Below are 15179 nucleotides of genomic sequence, written 5' to 3'. Positions count from 1 at the left end.
CCCATGTGGGTGAGTCATACCGGCAAGAGCGTTTTGCTTACTTTTGCGCTTTTCAAAAGTGAGCCGCCGTCAGGGCGGAACCCTAAGTGGCCGTGACCGAAGAAACGGATATGTACTCGGTCCAATCCAGCATCCTGGTCGGCCCAGAGACCGCCATCGGGGGCAAGCCCCCTCCCACATTTCGATTGCAGTGCATCTGCTCAGAAGGGTTAAACGCTCTAGCGCGCAGGATCCTGTTGTCCGGGCTACTGGCAGGGTGCCACAATGGCGCCTCTGTCGCAGCAGCCAAACAGGCGAATCGCATGCATAGCCTTGGGCATGGGCAAGACCCGGATCGCATTATCGAAGAGCAGGTGCGAACCGACCGTTTGCATCAGCTGTTTCGCCAGTCGTTTTCGGCCATCTTTGGCAGCTACCTGGCCGCCATCATGCTCTGCTGGCTGTGCTGGGATCGCTTCGATCACCAGGTCATCGTGGTCTGGCTGGTACTGCTGGCGGGTTCTTCGCTGTTGCGCGTGCAGCTGTTCCTCGGGTGGTTCCGCTGCCCCAACAGCGAACGCACGCCCGCGCGCTGGGAGCGTCGTTACTGGCTGACCCTGATGCTGTCGGCGGGGATCTGGGGCGGCGGGGCGCTGGCGGTGATGCCGGTCGATGACCGCCTGTCCCAAGTGCTGGTCATGCTGTTTGCCGTGGGCATGTCGGTCAGCGCGGTGTCGTGCTATTCGGCTTATCGCGCTATGTCGATGGGGTCCATGGGCCTGGTGCTGTTGCCTTGTACCCTGTGGCTTTTGTTCCAGCCGTCGCCGATGCAAGTGGGCGTAGCGCTGGCGGTATTGGTGTTTTCCTCCTTTGTAGTGGGCGCCACGCGCAAACTCTCTGATGCCCTGGAAAAAGCCTTTCGCCTGACGCGCCAGATGGAACGTGCTCACACCCTTTCAACCCACGCTGCGCAGACCGATGAACTGACCGGGTTGATGAACCGGCGTGCATTCTTCGAGCGTGCCCAGGCGCTGTACGCCCAGTGCCACCGCGAGCAGCAGCCATTGTGCGCGCTGATGTTGGACCTGGATCACTTCAAAAGCATCAATGACACCTATGGTCATCAGACCGGTGATCAGGTGTTGCGCCAGATTGGCGGCGTGATCAGCGCCTCGTTTCGCCAGGTCGATGTGTCCGGTCGCCTCGGGGGCGAAGAATTCGCGATATTGCTGCCCAATACGTCGCTGGAGACCGCGCGCGGCATTGCAGAGCAATTGGTCCAGGCCATTGGCGCCCTGCGGGCCGACCCGGTGCAGGGGCTGAGCGCCAGCCTGGGGCTTGCATCGACCCACGCCCAGCCGCTGGACCTCAATGGCTTGATGGATAGCGCCGACAAGGCGCTGTACCGGGCCAAGGCGCTGGGTCGCAATCAGGTCGCCGTGGCGGGCTGATCCCTGGTCATGGCCCTGGCCAACGCGCGCGCAACCTGTTCGGCGGAGTAGGGTTTGGCGAGGAACTCAAAGCCTTCGTAGCCACTGTCCGCCAGTTCCTCGCTGTAGCCCGACACGAGCACCACCGGCAGGTCCGCACGGCGCTGACGCATCAGCCTGGCCATGGCGACACCGGTCATCCCTGGCATCACCACGTCCGAAAAAATCGCGTCGAAGGCCTCGGCGTCTTTGCCGGCCAGTGTCAGCGCCTGTTCGGCGCTGGTCGCCCAGGTGGTCTGATAACCCAGGTCCTTGAGGATCTGGCTGGCGAAACGCCCCACCTCAAGGTTGTCTTCGACGATCAGCACATGCCGTTGGGTAGCGTCCAGCAGTGGCAGCAGCGCTGGATGTTCGGCCTGCGGCGGTGCGACTTCGCCTTCCACCTGGGGCAGGTACAGGGTGAACACCGTGCCCTGCCCGAGGGTACTGGCCACATCGATATTGCCGCCCGATTGCTTGGCAAAGCCGAAAACTTGTGACAAACCCAGCCCGGTGCCCTTGCCCACGGCCTTGGTGGTGAAGAACGGCTCGAAAATGCGCTCGAAGGTATCGCCGCCTATACCGCTGCCGGTGTCGGCCAGGGAAATGCAGAGGTGGGGCTGGCGCGACCCGGCGTCACCGCGGATGCGCGGCAGTGGCTGCTGCCCGACGACCTTGATGGTCAGGGTACCCTGGCCGTCCATCGCGTCGCGGGCATTGAGGGCAATGTTGATCAAGGCGGTTTCGAACTGGCTGGGATCGATGCGTGCAAAGCATGGCTGATCGGGCAATTGCACCTGCACTTGAATGCGTGCGCCGGTGACGCTTTCGAGCATGTCACCGATGTTGCGCACCCGTTGGCTGACATCGAACACCTGCGGATTCAGCGGCTGGCGGCGGGCAAAGGCGAGCAGTTGGCTGGTGAGCTTGCTGGCTCGCTCGACGGTATCGGACACCGCCCACATGTAACGTTGCCGGCGTTCTTCCGACAGCCCCGGCTGGCGCAGGAAATCCACGGAGGAGCGGATGATCGTCAGCAGGTTGTTGAAATCATGGGCGACGCCGCCGGTGAGCTGGCCGATGGCCTCAAGCTTTTGTGACTGGCGCAGCGCGGCTTCGGCCTGGGCGAGGGCGCGGGTGCGTTCTTCCACGCGCTGCTCAAGGGTCGCATTGAGTTCGGTATAGGCCGCCAGGCCCGCACGCACCGCGGCATCGGCGCGTACGCGTTCGATATGCGCCCAGGAACGTTCGGTGACTTCGCCCAGGAGCGCCAGGTCATAGGGGGACCAGTAGCGCGGTTGTCTGTCGTGCACGGCCATCAATGCGGTGAGGCGGCCGTCCTTGATCAGGGGCATGCAGAGGGTCGCCGTCACGCCGAGCGCCTGGAAATGCGCGGCGTCATGGGCCGGCAATTCGAGCACGTTATTGCGGATCACCAGAGGCTCGCCGGCCCGCAGGCAGGTCATCGAGCGTTCACCGAACGCGGCCAGGCTGTAACGGCCGACGATGCTCGGCGAGCCTTGCGCCGACCAGTCCCCGCGAATGGTAAAACCGTCCTGATCGTCTTCCATGTCGGCGTAGGCACAAATCGACACCTGCAGGTGTTTGGCCAACAAGCGGGTGGTCGAATTCATGATGGCTTCCGCGTCGGTTGCAGTGGCGACGCTGCTGCCGATCGCCTCCAGCACCGCCAGGCGCCGGGCGAGAAACACCGTGGCAGTGGTTTCCGTGACGGTATCGAGTAACCCGACCACCCGACCCTGGGCATCCCGAATCGGGCTGTAGCAAAAGGTGAAATACGCTTGTTCAGGAGCCTCGCCGCGCTGGATCAACAGCGGAAAGTCTTCGATATAGGTGGCCTGCCCGGCGAACGCGGTGTCGGCGATAGGGCTGATGTCATCCCAGACTTCGTGCCACACGTCGCTGAACGGGCGGCCCAGGGCATCAGGCTTGTTACCCAGGATCGGCACGAAGGCGTCGTTGTAGAGCGTGATCAGCTGCGGCCCCCAGACGATGGCCTGGGGGAAGCTGGAGGCGAAGCACAGCGCAATGGTGGTCTTCAACACGTCCGGCCAGTGTTCAAGTGGCCCCAGGGGCGAATTGGCCCAATCATGCCGACGAACCCGCTCTGCCATTTCGCTGCTGCCTTGCAGCCAATTCATCATTGGGTTCACACCTTTTTCGCTACGCGTAGTTAAGCCTTGAAGAGGTCAGACTGCCTAGCTACAGACCGGTATGACCGCAATCAGTTCAGCACATTGCTCTCCCGGATAGCACATTGATTTTATTGCTCATTTGGCGGCTCGGCCACAGGCTTTATTGTGTGCCGAACAGCCCCGTCCAATAGATGCCCGCATCGCTTTTCGGGTCCATCGCGTAGGCTGCACCCAAATCGCGAAACTGCGGGTTCATCAGGTTGGCGCAATGACCGGGGCTGGCGAGCCAACCGTCGAGCACCTTGCGCGGCGTATCGAGGCCGGCAGCGATGTTTTCGCCGATATTTTTCCCGACATAGCCGGCCAGTTCGGCGCGGTCGCCGGGGGTACGGCCATCGTGGTCGAGGTGATCGAAAAAGTTGCCGTTGGCCATGTTGCGCGTATGGCTGTTGGCGGCGTTGGCCAGGTCGTCGTTCCACGACAGCGGCGTGGTCGCCGTGAACGCCTGGGTGCCGCACTCGCGCGGCTGGGCGCGGGCGGCGTTGATCAGGTCGAGCAGTTTGCGGCCTTCGGTCTGCCAGTCGCCCAGGCCACTGGTCAGCAGCGGGCGCGCCAGGACGATGCGCCAGTCCTGGCCGTTGTTGCTCACGCCGATATCGACGAATTGCGGGTCGAGCACCACGCGACAGAAGCTCTCACGCACCGCTTTCATGGCGGCCTCGGCGTCCTTGGGCCCGGACAGGCTGATGGCCTGCACGTTGACCATCGGGTACGCGGCCCGCGCCAGCGACTGCTGCAAATCGCCGACATTGGAGGCCGGCAGCACCAGCCGTGTATCACTGGCCAGCGGCGGCAACTCCTGGGAACCCTGGTCGCCGCAGCGCTGCACCTGGCTGCGGTACTGGTTGATCTGTTGCACCAACTGACTTTCTTCATTCGCCATCGCGCTGGCGCAGAACACCGTACTGGCGGCCAGCGTCGTAAGACCCATCATCAATGACAGAACGCGCATGGACGTTATCCTTGAGCTTGAAAGTGTCCATGATGCGCGATCCAAGGGCCTGCATGCACCCGTTGGTCCGAACTTTTTTCACTCAATTGTTGAGTGTCGGCTGTCGAGCACTCCGGCTACACGGCGCGCAACAGGTACAATTGCCACTGCCTCGACGTGAAACCCCAGGAATCTGCATGTTCAGCCTTACCCGCTACACCACGGCCTGTCCCGAACCGATCAACAGCCAGATTCTGCAGTTGGCGGTCGACAACCTCACCGACATCAGCAGCGTGGCGCTGGCGCCCAGTAACCTGCTCTATAACATCTACCAGTACGCCATCGGTTTTGAGGTGCACCTGTACCTCGAGGCGTTGGACGGCTCGAAAGGCATCCGTGTTGAGCTGGTCGTGGCGCTGCAGGATGAGACCGTCGTCGGCTTCTGCCTGTACCTGCCGGTGAAGGGCGATCCTCAAGCCTGTGGCGTGGCCTTTATGGCTGTGCACGCCGGTTCCAGGCGTCAGGGTGTGGCCCGGGCCATGCTCGATGACGTGTTGGCGCGCTATCCCCATGCGGAACTGGCGTGTTCGGTCGAGAAGGTCCCGGCATTTGAAGCCATGGGCTTCAAGGTGCGCGGCGCGCGCGGCACGCAAGTGCTGATGAATACGCGGGACTACGGCACCGATGGGCTGATGGGTGTGCTGGACGTGGCCGCTGTCTACAGCTCGCTGGAAGTGCGGCAGATCCATACCTACCTGCTGCAAAAGCACGGCAAGCGTGCCATGGTGGATGCGGAAAAGCAGCGCGATCGGCATCTGGATCAACTGACGCGCAAGGTGCGGGTGTTTGTCGATCAACGCCTGGCCTAAGCTTCAAACACTGGGGATTAAAACTGTGGGAGGGGGCTTGCCTCCTCCCACAATTGATTTCCTTTATCAGAAAGACCTCATCCGGCCTCCGAGACGCCGCGCTTGACCATCGCCAGTATGGTCGCCAGCAATTCCTGCTGCGCTTCTTCGCGGCTGATCTCTGCGCTGGCGGCTGCGTGCGACAAGGCTTCGGCAGCGCCCAGCATGGCGCGCAGACCGGCCTGGGAAAGCCTGCCACCCGGCGCGAATGGCGCAAGGGCATCGCGGCATTTGTCGAGGAAGATCGCCTCGTACTTGCGCTTGAGCGCCTCCAGCTCCGGTGAACCACTCAGTGCCGCCGTCACCCCCGGAATCTCGCGACCCTGCAGCAGCACGCAATCGACATAGGACGACGCGATCACCCCTGCACGGTCTTCAAGTGTTGCACTGCTGGCATCGATGGCGTCGACAAATACCTGGTTCTGGCGCCCATCGAAATCTTCATACAGCGCCGCCAGCAAGCCTGACCGCGTGACGAAATGGTCGTAGACCACCGGTTTGGTCACCCCGGCCAGCTCGGCCAGGCGGCCCAGGGTCAGCGCATCAGTGCCTTCTTCGCGCACCAGGTGCCAAGCGGTTTCCAATAATTGACGCAGACGCTCTTCACGGGAAAGACGCCGACGCGGGGCAGGGGATTGTTTGCTTGACATGCTTATATACCAAAAGTAACTTACGAGCGTTAACTTACTAAAAGTAGCTTAAGCCCAAAAGGATGTCATGTCATGCACGCACTTATCGTTGTGGCTCATCACGACCCGCAATCCCTTACCCGAAGCGTGGCCGAGCAGGTCGGCGCCGGTTTGAGCGCCAGCGGCCACAGCTTTGAAATCGCCGATCTCGCCGCCGAAGGCTTCGACCCTCGCTACACCGCCGCCGACCACCGGGTACACCGCAGCGGTGCAACGCCGCCGACGGACGTGCTCGCCGAACAAGCACGCATCGACCGCGCCGACGCTTTGGTGGTGGTGTTCCCGATCTACTGGTGGTCCGTGCCGGCGTTGCTCAAGGGCTGGATCGACCGTGTCTTCGTCAACGGCTGGGCGATCGATTACGGCCCCGATCTGCCGGTGACCAAGAAGCTGCGGCACTTGAAGGTGCATCTGCTGGCCCTGGGCGCTGCGGATGCAAGCGCCTTCGACCGGCACGGTTATGCCAAGGCCATGCGCACGCAGATCGATTACGGGATCTTTGACTATTGCGGCGCCCAGGTGCTGACCTCGCAGCTGCTGCTGGAGTCGGAAGGCGACAGTGCCCAAGCGCATTTGCACAAGGCCAGGACGGTCGGGCAGGGGCTGTTTGAGCGTGAGACAGCAGCCGGGTGATTCAAGCGTCGCGGAACAGGTCGTGGGCGTCCAGCAAACGGTAGGCAATTTCGGGCTGCCTCTCCATGCCGCGACGAATCGCCGCCGGGATCGATTGCCGGGTCTTGCGACACAGGCCGGGCAGCTCGTCGATGACGATCTGGATCCCGCGCATGCTCTTGACCTCGGTGTGGCCCGGCGCGATATGCAGGCGGATGCCCAATTGTTCGAACATGCGCTGCTGCATATGCTCCAGGTCCTGCAGGCTTTTGAGGTTTTCCAGGCGCTCGAGCAGGCGTTTTTCTTCCTGGCGTGTCAGGTTGAGAATCCGCAGGTCGGCGCCGGGCGCCTCCAGCAAGCGTTCGCGCTCGCAGACGCAGGCACCGGGAGGGCAGGGTTGGCGAATGGTCATGTGCGTGCCCTCCCGTAGCCTGCGCCGTGGCTTCAGTAGCTGAGCGTCACGCCCAGGCTGCCCAGGGCCTTCCAGTAGCCAGGATAGGTCTTGGCCACGCAGTCCGGGTCTTGAATCCGAATGCCCGAGATTTTCAGCCCGGCCAGGGCAAAGCACATGGCGATGCGGTGGTCGGCATGGGTGTCGATCGATGCGTTGCACGACGTGCCGGCCAAGGTCGGGTCGGCAGCCACCAGCAGATCATCGCCCTCGATGGTCGCCAGGCCCGGACGGATTGCATTGAGGCCGTCATGCAGCGCCTGCACCCGGTCACATTCCTTGACGCGCAGATTGGCCAGTTCAGTGAAGCGCACCGGGCTGTTGTTGAAGGCGGCGAGCACCGCCAGGGTCGGGATGGCGTCCTGCATCTGCGAGCCCACCACCGTGGCCTGCATGTTCGGGAACTGGGCGATCACCGCCTGGGCCTTGGCGTCCGGCTGGGTGAAATCCTGGGCGGCGACGCCGATGTCGATACGGCCACCGGTCAACACTTGCGCGGCCCACAGGTAGGTGGCAGCGGAGGCGTCGGGTTCGATCAGGTAATCGTGGGCGGTGTAGCCGGTCGGGGCCACGCGCCAGGTGGTGTCGTCGACTGCCTCAACCTGGGCACCGAAGGCGCGCATGCAATCGAGCGTCAGGTCCACATAGCCACGGGCGCCGATGTCCTTGCCGGTCAATGCGACTTCAATCGGGGCTTCGCCGCACGCCGCAAGCATCAGCAGCGCCGATACATACTGGCTGGACAGCCCTCCATCGATCTCGAAACGCTTGGCCTGCACCTTGCCCACGCCGTGCACGGTCACCGGTGGGCAGCCGGTCGGGCTGTCGACCCGGATGCCGTTCTGGCCGAGCGTGGCCAGCAGTGGCCCGATCGGGCGCTTTTGCATGTAGTCGTCGCCGTCCAGTACCACAGTGCCTTGCACAGTCGCCACGGCGGCGGTGAGAAAGCGCATGGCGGTGCCGGCATTGCCGAGGAACAGCGGCTGCGCCGGCCATTGCAGTTTGCCGTGGCCGGTGACGACGAAGGTGGTGTCGTCCGGCTCATCGATAGTCACGCCCATCTGCCGCAGGGCCACCGACATGTGGCGGGTGTCGTCGCTCTTCAGGGCGCCGCTCAAGCGGCTGGTGCCGTTGGCCAAGGCCGCCAGCAGCAGCGCGCGGTTGGTAATGGATTTGGAACCGGGGGGCGCGACCTTGCCATTGAGAGGAAAGTTGGGCGGTGTAACGGTCACGGTTTTTTGCGAACTCAAGGGACAAGGCTCCTGATCAGGGCGAGGTGGCAGGGAGTGGCCGACGGGGCGGACCCGAATAATCGGCCAAAGGTGCGGTGCTTGTCGAGAGTTAGCGCTGGCTCAGCCAGTAATCGTGCAGCGCTCGGGCCGCCGGCTCGATTTCGCTGACCTGCTGCTGATGGGCCTGCACATCCAGGTCCGCCGGCAAGTCGAAATTATCCTGCTCGGCGCACCAGGAGATTTTCTCCAGCTGCGCGGCCAGTTCGGCGGGCAGCGCTGGCCAGTGGCCGATGGCGGCGCCACGGATATAGCCAAAGCACCATTCTTCCGCGAGGGTCACGGACTGGCCGTGGTGTTCCTTGTCATCGAACAGTGCCTTGAACTCACTGCAATCGCCGACCAGTTGCGCCGCCAGCGTATTGAAGTGGCGTACACACAGGTCCAGGAACTGCCCGGCCTCTTCCGGGCTTTCCCACTCCGGGTTCTGCCCGCCCCAGATCGCCGGGAACCACTCGGCGATATCCACCTGCGTCGGGCTGGAGACCAATGCCGTGAAATAACCGTCGAGTTCAGCCAGGTTCAGCACCGAATGGTCGTCGCCGTACTTGAGCAGGGTGTCTTCGATCAGGTCGAAATCGGCGGGGGTGAGAGGCTGGGCGTGCATGGGGTATATCCTTCAAACGTCGAACGCCGCGGTGGGGCGGCTTAAAGCGCCAAGGATGGCGCCTGGCAAGGTTTTTTGCCAGTCCCGCTTTTGGCCGATGCGCCGTTGCCTGCCCTTGTTATAGTTCAGGCCTTATCACTCGCCAGTCAGGGATCACTGCCATGTCCGAATATCAAGCTTTCGTCGTCGAACTCAACGGCAACGTTGCCCATGTGCAGATCAACCGCCCGGAAAAGATCAACGCGATGAACGCGGTGTTCTGGAGCGAAATCATCGATATCTTCCAATGGGTCGAAGACACCGATGCCGTGCGCGCAGTGGTGCTCAGTGGTGCCGGCAAGCACTTTTCCTCCGGCATCGACCTGATGATGCTGGCTTCGGTGGCCAATGAGCTGGGCAAGGATGTGGGCCGCAATGCACGCGTGCTGCGGCGCAAGATCCTTGAACTGCAAGCCTCGTTCAATGCGGTCGACAATTGCCGCAAGCCGGTGCTGGCAGCGATCCACGGCTACTGCATCGGCGGCGCCATTGACCTGATCAGCGCCTGTGACATGCGCTATGCCGCCGAGGACGCGCAGTTCTCGATCAAGGAAATCGACATTGGCATGGCCGCCGACGTCGGCACCTTGCAACGCCTGCCGCGCATCGTCGGCGACGGCATGTTGCGCGAACTGGCCTATACCGGTCGTCAGTTCGGCGCCGAAGAAGCGCGCAGTATCGGCCTGGTCAATCGTGTGTATGCCGACCCGGAAAGCCTGTTGGCGGGCGTCATGGCTATCGCCCATGAAATCGCCGCCAAGTCACCGATTGCCGTCACCGGCACCAAGGCGATGATCAGCTATATGCGCGACCACAGCATCAATGACGGCCTGGAATACGTTGCCACCTGGAACTCGGCTATGTTGCAATCCAACGACCTGCGCGTGGCCATCGCGGCCCATATGAGCAAACAGACACCCGAATTCGTGGATTGATTGATATGACCCCAGGCTGGATTACCACAACGCTGCTGGACAACGACGCCGCCGGGGGCTGGGCCGTGGCCCGCAGCCGCGACGGCTTTTTGCACGATGCCAACGGGCCGCTGTTTCCCCGGGAATGGCTCAAGCGCCAGGACCTGTCGGTATTTGCCGAACACGGCATCGGGCATCTCGATGGCGAGCCGGTGTACCTGCTGGAAATCAACGGTGCTGCCCAGGTGCCGGGCTGCAGCTGGCAAGGCCTGCGCGGTTTTATGCTGCAAGGCGATCATACCCTGTACAAAGTGCTGGGCTATGCCGCGCAGATCGGCACCTGGGCGCGTGAGCATCGCTTCTGCGGCAGTTGCGGCCAGGCCATGGTCCAGGTACCACGGGAGCGGGCGATGTACTGCCAAGCCTGTGACCTGCGCAGCTACCCACGGATTTCGCCGAGCATGATCGTGCTGGTGACCCGTGGCGATGAAATTCTGCTGGCGCGCTCACCACGCTTTGTCAGCGGGGTCTACAGCACCCTGGCCGGCTTTGCCGAGCCGGGTGAGTCGGCTGAAGACTGCCTGATCCGCGAAGTGCGCGAGGAGGTGCAGGTGGAGGTGAAGAACCTGCAGTACATGGGCAGCCAGTGCTGGCCGTTCCCGCATTCGATGATGCTGGGCTTTCATGCCGAGTATGCCGGTGGCGACATCGTGCCCCAGGCTGACGAGATCGAAGACGCACAGTGGTTCAATATCCACGAGCTGCCGCCGTTGCCGGCGTCACGCTCGATTGCGCGTTATCTGATCGACCTTTATGTGGCCCGTCGCTTAGGCCACGCTGAACCAGTGCTGCCAGGCTAGGCGCACTGTCAGGCCGAGCACCACGGTGATGAACACCGGGCGAATGAACTTGGCGCCGCCGCTGATTGCGCTGCGTGCGCCAAAGAACGCACCGCCCATCACCGAGATGCCCATCGCCAGGCCGACGATCCAGTCCACCGAGCCGTTGATGATAAACACCGTCAGTGCCGCCGCATTGCTGACGAAGTTCATGCTGCGCGCCACGCCGCTGGCCTTCACCAGGTCGATCGGGTGCAGCAGCATCGTGCTCACGGTCCAGAACGCGCCGGTGCCCGGCCCGGCCACGCCATCGTAGAAGCCCAGGCCGAAGCCCTGGGTGGCCTGCCATTTCTTGCGGATCGGTGCCTGCGCATCCAGCGGCGCCTTGGGCGTGCCGCCGAACAGCAGGTACACCCCGCAGGCGAACACGATCACCGGCAGCATCTTGTTCAGGGTGTCGGCGGGCAAGTAGTGCGCGACCACGGCGCCGCTCAGCGCGCCGATCAACGTACCGACGATAGCGTGCACCCATTGGCGCGGGTGGAACAGCTTGCGGCGGTAGAAGGTAAAGCTGGCGGTGGCCGAGCCGAAGGTGGAACTGAGCTTATTGGTGCCCAGCACCAGGTGCGGTGGCATGCCGGCGGTGAGCAGGGCGGGCGTGGTGAGCAGGCCGCCGCCGCCGGCGATGGCGTCGATGAAACCGGCAACAAAGGCCACGACGGCGAGAATGGCGAGGGTGGTCAGGTCAACGCTGAGTTCGAAGGGCATGGGCAGGGCTTATTGTTGGCGGGGCTGCTGGGAAGGCCGCCATCTTACCCCCGGATGTACGCAGAACCAAATGTGGGAGGGGGCAAGCCCCCTCCCACATTTTGATCCTGGGTGACAGGTTACTTATGGGTGCCCAGCCACTCCAGCGCCGTGCGCCAGATGCAGATGCCCAGAAAGTACGCCGACATCAGCGACCATAGCCCGAACGTCCACGGGTTGGTGTTCGGATAATCCACTACCATCAGGAAGCTGCACAGCAACCAGATCGTGGTCACCGCGATGTTGATCGGCATGAAGCGCTTGACCCGGAACGGGTGCAGGAACTTCATCGGCGTCACGGTCAGCAGCGCCAGGCCGATCACGGTCAGCAGGGTGACCCAGGCATCGGGCTGGATGATGTACACACACAAGGCCACCACATTCCAGGCCGCCGGGAAGCCGACGAAATAGTTGTCCTTGCTCTTCATGTTGACGTTGCAGAAGCAGAACAGCGACGACACCAGGATCACCGACACCGCAAACAGGTGGGTAAATTCCGGCAGGTCGATATAGCGGTAGATAAACAGTGCCGGGATGAATACGTAGGTGAGGTAATCGATCACCAAGTCCAATACCGAGCCGTCAAAGCTGGGCAACACCGTACTGACGTTGACCCGTCGCGCCAGGGAACCGTCGACGCCATCGACCACCAGTGCCAGGCCCAGCCACAGCAGGCAGGCCTTGGGCGAGTTTTCCAGCAGCGCCAGGGTGGCCAGGAATGCCAATACCACGCCCGTGGCGGTGAAGCCGTGGGCGCCCCAGGCTTTGATTCTGGCTACATGCAGGGTCGATATCACGGGCGGTTCTCCAAAGGATCAAACGGGGCAGCCGACAGCGTAACGCCGTCGAGTCTGGCCGGGGAATGCAGGTATCGACCGGGAAGGCGGGGATAAGGTTCACCACCCGGCGTAGGGCCTAGCGTAGCAAGCGCAGGAAGTTTCGGCATCAACCCTGGCGAAACACCAGGGCCTTCAAGCCACTTTGCGGGTCGATATCCGGGAATTCCGGCGGGTTTTCCAGGCGTTGTACAAAGCGCAGGCCCGGTGCCTCGCGGGTGACGCCGTCGATCAGGAAGTCTTCGCCCAAGGCCGGATCGTTCATGCACGCCAGCACCGTGCCCTGGGCCGTGAGCAAGTCCGGCAGGCGACGCAACACGCGCTGGTAGTCCTTGGTCAGCAGGAAGCTGCCTTTCTGGAAGGAGGGCGGGTCAATGATCACCAGGTCATAGGGGCCGCCGTGGGTGACTTTGGCCCAGGACTTGAACAGGTCGTGGCCCAGAAAGGTCACCTTGCTCAAGTCGTGACCATTGAGGCGATGGTTGTCGCGGCCACGGCTCAGGGCGCCTCGGGCCATGTCCAGGTTCACCACGTGCTCGGCGCCGCCTTCGATAGCGGCCACGGAAAACCCGCAGGTGTAGGCAAACAGGTTAAGCACGTGCTGGCCTTTGGCCTGCTCGCGCACCCAGTTGCGGCCGTAGCGCATGTCGAGGAACAGGCCGCTGTTTTGCTTTTTACCCAGGTCGATCAGGTAGCGCAGGCCGCCTTCGGTAATGGTCAGTTCGTCGAGGGCGTCACCGACCAGCCACTCGGTGGTGCTTTGCGGCAGGTAGCGGTGTTGCAGCGCTACGGTATGGGCGCCGAAACCGGCCCAGTCGATCTGCAGCAACTGCTGCTTCAAGGCCTGCAGATGCTCGCTTTCCTTGAACAGCGCCACCAGCACCACGCCTTGCAACCAGTCCACCGTCAGTTGCTCAAGGCCCGGCCAGCAGCGGCCACGGCCGTGGAACAGGCGGCGGGTTTCAGCGGGCGCACTGGCCAGGGCGGTGAGCAGATGGGCGTGCAGGGTAGCGAGTGCGTCTGGAGTCATCGGTGAGCGTCAGTCGTTGAGCGGGCGGCATTTTAAACACAATTGTGCGTCAGAGCGTGGCGATCAGGGCTGGGCCAAAGGTTTCGCGTAGAAAAACCGGGGCTATGTAGCGCTCGTAATGGGCCTCGGACAGCAGGAAAAACTCGCGGTCAATGGCATCGCGCAAGTCCGTGAGGGGACGCTCACGAAATTCCGGCAGCAACCCCAGACCATAGGCGTCCAGTTTTGACATCACTCGAGCACCCCGGGCAATCAGCTGGTACGCCCAGCAGTAGGGCGACTGTTGCGGCATGAAGCGAATCTTGCGGTCTTCCAGTTGCTGGCGCAGGCGCTGCGGGTCGAAGACTTCCAGCTTGCTGCTCATCACCTGCACCAGTAACTGCTCCAGGCGCAGCCACACCGCGTGCTTTTCCTCGGCGCTATAGCCGTTCCACTGGATCACTTCATGGTGATAACGCTTGCAGCCCCGGCAGACCAGGTCACCGTAGACGGTGGAACACAGGCCTATGCAGGGCGTTTTGATGGTTTGATTGGGCATAAAAGGCAATTTGCGAAGTTTATGAAACACCGCGTTCCCGATGTGGGAGGGGGCTTGCTGCCGATAGCAGTCGTTCAGTTAACGCACCTGTGACTGATACACCGCTATCGGGAGCAAGCCCCCTCCCACATGTTGGAGCTGTGCTGTTGATCAATCCCAGCTCAGCGCGCCGCCAGTCTGGTACTCGATCACACGGGTTTCGAAGAAATTCTTCTCTTTCTTCAAGTCCATGATCTCGCTCATCCACGGGAACGGGTTGGTCGTGCCTGGGTACTCTTCCTTCAAGCCAATCTGCGACAGGCGACGGTTAGCGATGAACTTGAGGTAGTCCTCCATCATCGCCGCATTCATGCCGAGAACACCGCGAGGCATGGTATCCCGCGCATATTCAATTTCCAGCTGCGTCCCCTGCAGGATCATCTGGGTCGCTTCTTCCTTCATCTCGGCATCCCACAAGTGCGGGTTTTCGATTTTGATCTGGTTGATCACATCGATACCGAAGTTCAGGTGCATCGACTCATCGCGCAGGATGTACTGGAACTGTTCCGCCACGCCGGTCATTTTGTTGCGGCGGCCCATGGACAGGATCTGGGTGAAGCCGCAGTAGAAGAAGATGCCTTCGAGGACGCAGTAGTAGGCGACCAGGTTGCGCAGCAGCTCTTTGTCGGTGTCGACGGTGCCGGTTTCGAACTTCGGATCGGAGATCGAACGGGTGTACTTCAAACCCCAGGCGGCCTTTTTGGCGACCGATGGGATCTCGTGGTACATGTTGAAGATCTCGCCTTCATCCATGGCCAACGATTCGATGCAGTACTGGTAGGCGTGGGTGTGGATCGCTTCTTCGAAGGCCTGGCGCAGGATGTACTGGCGGCACTCCGGGTTGGTGATCAGGCGGTATACGGCCAGCACCAGGTTGTTGGCGACCAGGGAATCGGCGGTGGAGAAGAAGCCGAGGTTGCGCATGACGATGCGACGTTCGTCGTCGGTCAGGCCTTCGGGGTTTTTCCACAGGGCGATGTCGGCGG

General features: G+C 62.2%; 16 protein-coding genes. 5 read left to right on the top strand and 11 right to left on the bottom strand.

What is annotated here, in order from left to right:
• Positions 1 to 302 precede the first annotated feature (302 nt).
• On the top strand, positions 303 to 1430 hold the full coding sequence (locus PspCFBP13528_RS27335; protein WP_065949527.1) for a GGDEF domain-containing protein: 1128 nt from the start codon (positions 303 to 305) through the stop codon (positions 1428 to 1430).
• On the opposite strand, the gene PspCFBP13528_RS27330 is transcribed toward PspCFBP13528_RS27335, so the two are convergent.
• Both PspCFBP13528_RS27330 and PspCFBP13528_RS27325 read right to left on the bottom strand, forming a co-directional pair.
• Positions 1409 to 3613 (bottom strand): GAF domain-containing protein, encoded by a 2205-nt coding sequence (locus PspCFBP13528_RS27330; protein ID WP_137201903.1) that lies wholly within the window; start codon positions 3611 to 3613, stop codon positions 1409 to 1411. The genes PspCFBP13528_RS27335 and PspCFBP13528_RS27330 overlap by 22 nt on opposite strands.
• Before the next feature lie 151 nt (positions 3614 to 3764).
• Positions 3765 to 4616, bottom strand: coding sequence for a CAP domain-containing protein (locus tag PspCFBP13528_RS27325; protein ID WP_065949529.1), 852 nt, complete (start codon positions 4614 to 4616; stop codon positions 3765 to 3767).
• A gap of 176 nt (positions 4617 to 4792) precedes the next feature.
• Between PspCFBP13528_RS27325 and PspCFBP13528_RS27320 the strand changes: the two genes are divergently transcribed.
• Positions 4793 to 5464: a GNAT family N-acetyltransferase gene (locus tag PspCFBP13528_RS27320; protein WP_137201902.1), complete on the top strand. Its 672-nt coding sequence runs from the start codon at positions 4793 to 4795 to the stop codon at positions 5462 to 5464.
• Positions 5465 to 5541: 77 nt separating this feature from the next.
• Here the strand turns inward: PspCFBP13528_RS27320 and PspCFBP13528_RS27315 are convergent, their stop codons facing one another.
• Positions 5542 to 6153, bottom strand: coding sequence for a TetR/AcrR family transcriptional regulator (locus tag PspCFBP13528_RS27315; protein ID WP_065949531.1), 612 nt, complete (start codon positions 6151 to 6153; stop codon positions 5542 to 5544).
• Between the two features lie 72 nt (positions 6154 to 6225).
• Here PspCFBP13528_RS27315 and PspCFBP13528_RS27310 point away from each other — a divergent pair, with 72 nt between their 5' ends.
• Positions 6226 to 6825, top strand: coding sequence for an NAD(P)H-dependent oxidoreductase (locus tag PspCFBP13528_RS27310; protein ID WP_137201901.1), 600 nt, complete (start codon positions 6226 to 6228; stop codon positions 6823 to 6825).
• 1 nt (position 6826) lies between these two features.
• Here PspCFBP13528_RS27310 and PspCFBP13528_RS27305 read toward each other — a convergent pair whose 3' ends face one another.
• From PspCFBP13528_RS27305 to PspCFBP13528_RS27295, 3 genes are all read right to left on the bottom strand, one after another.
• On the bottom strand, positions 6827 to 7216 hold the full coding sequence (locus PspCFBP13528_RS27305; protein WP_065949533.1) for a hypothetical protein: 390 nt from the start codon (positions 7214 to 7216) through the stop codon (positions 6827 to 6829).
• A 32-nt stretch (positions 7217 to 7248) separates the two neighbouring features.
• Positions 7249 to 8505 (bottom strand): 3-phosphoshikimate 1-carboxyvinyltransferase, encoded by a 1257-nt coding sequence (locus PspCFBP13528_RS27300; protein ID WP_137201900.1) that lies wholly within the window; start codon positions 8503 to 8505, stop codon positions 7249 to 7251.
• Positions 8506 to 8596: 91 nt separating this feature from the next.
• On the bottom strand, positions 8597 to 9151 hold the full coding sequence (locus PspCFBP13528_RS27295; RefSeq protein WP_065949535.1) for a UPF0149 family protein: 555 nt from the start codon (positions 9149 to 9151) through the stop codon (positions 8597 to 8599).
• 161 nt (positions 9152 to 9312) lie between these two features.
• Between PspCFBP13528_RS27295 and PspCFBP13528_RS27290 the strand changes: the two genes are divergently transcribed.
• Positions 9313 to 10125 carry a crotonase/enoyl-CoA hydratase family protein gene (locus PspCFBP13528_RS27290; protein ID WP_137201899.1) on the top strand — a complete coding sequence of 271 codons (813 nt, stop codon included), beginning with the start codon at positions 9313 to 9315 and terminating at the stop codon, positions 10123 to 10125.
• Positions 10126 to 10130: 5 nt separating this feature from the next.
• Entirely contained in the window at positions 10131 to 10964 is an 834-nt protein-coding gene (gene nudC, locus PspCFBP13528_RS27285) for an NAD(+) diphosphatase (protein WP_137201898.1), read from the top strand.
• Here the strand turns inward: nudC and PspCFBP13528_RS27280 are convergent.
• The 5 genes from PspCFBP13528_RS27280 to PspCFBP13528_RS27260 all read right to left on the bottom strand — a co-directional run.
• Positions 10932 to 11711: a TSUP family transporter gene (locus PspCFBP13528_RS27280; RefSeq protein ID WP_101221460.1), complete on the bottom strand. Its 780-nt coding sequence runs from the start codon at positions 11709 to 11711 to the stop codon at positions 10932 to 10934. The genes nudC and PspCFBP13528_RS27280 overlap by 33 nt on opposite strands.
• A 119-nt stretch (positions 11712 to 11830) precedes the next feature.
• Positions 11831 to 12547 (bottom strand): phosphatidylcholine synthase, encoded by a 717-nt coding sequence (gene pcsA, locus PspCFBP13528_RS27275; RefSeq protein WP_065884474.1) that lies wholly within the window; start codon positions 12545 to 12547, stop codon positions 11831 to 11833.
• Between the two features lie 148 nt (positions 12548 to 12695).
• On the bottom strand, positions 12696 to 13616 hold the full coding sequence (locus tag PspCFBP13528_RS27270; RefSeq protein WP_137201897.1) for a class I SAM-dependent methyltransferase: 921 nt from the start codon (positions 13614 to 13616) through the stop codon (positions 12696 to 12698).
• 49 nt (positions 13617 to 13665) lie between these two features.
• Positions 13666 to 14154, bottom strand: a complete 489-nt coding sequence (locus PspCFBP13528_RS27265; RefSeq protein ID WP_065949541.1) for a DUF1289 domain-containing protein — start codon at positions 14152 to 14154, stop codon at positions 13666 to 13668.
• A gap of 150 nt (positions 14155 to 14304) precedes the next feature.
• A partial coding sequence (locus PspCFBP13528_RS27260) for a ribonucleotide-diphosphate reductase subunit beta (protein WP_137201242.1) occupies positions 14305 to 15179 on the bottom strand: 875 nt, incomplete at its 5' end.

Origin of the sequence: Pseudomonas sp. CFBP13528 (assembly GCF_005233615.1) — a bacterium.
In the GTDB taxonomy this organism is placed as follows: domain Bacteria; phylum Pseudomonadota; class Gammaproteobacteria; order Pseudomonadales; family Pseudomonadaceae; genus Aquipseudomonas; species Aquipseudomonas fluorescens_AM.
Note: the sequence above shows the minus strand (reverse complement) of the source record. Positions and strands in the feature narration are given on the sequence as shown.